General features: G+C 44.4%; 1 protein-coding gene. It reads right to left on the bottom strand.

What is annotated here, in order from left to right; translation table 11 throughout:
- Positions 1-311: SH3 domain-containing protein (locus JKP73_RS22470; protein ID WP_200412016.1), on the bottom strand; the 311-nt coding region annotated here is incomplete at both ends.

Genomic DNA, 311 nt, shown 5'->3' on the forward strand with positions numbered 1-311 from the left:
AAGCATAATATTATACCCATCAAGTGAGGTTAAATCTGAGGATGTGCTGGATGCTTGCTGCTCTGGTGCTTGAACCGTAGCTGCTGTCTCGTTAGAAGCCGGGATTGGTTCCCCCTTTGTGTCGGTTAACCAAGATGCCACCCATCCATATTCCCCATGAGCAAGAACGATTTGATGCCAGTCGCCATCTGTTTTTTGTAAACGATATGTATCTCCTGATGATGACGAACCAATAGCTGGATAACTCGTTCCTGGACCTGATCGAATGTTGGTGCTATTTGCTTTTACAGTTACGTTTTCTACATTAGCTT

The organism is Virgibacillus salexigens, assembly GCF_014905415.1.
GTDB lineage: Bacteria > Bacillota > Bacilli > Bacillales > Amphibacillaceae > Virgibacillus > Virgibacillus salexigens.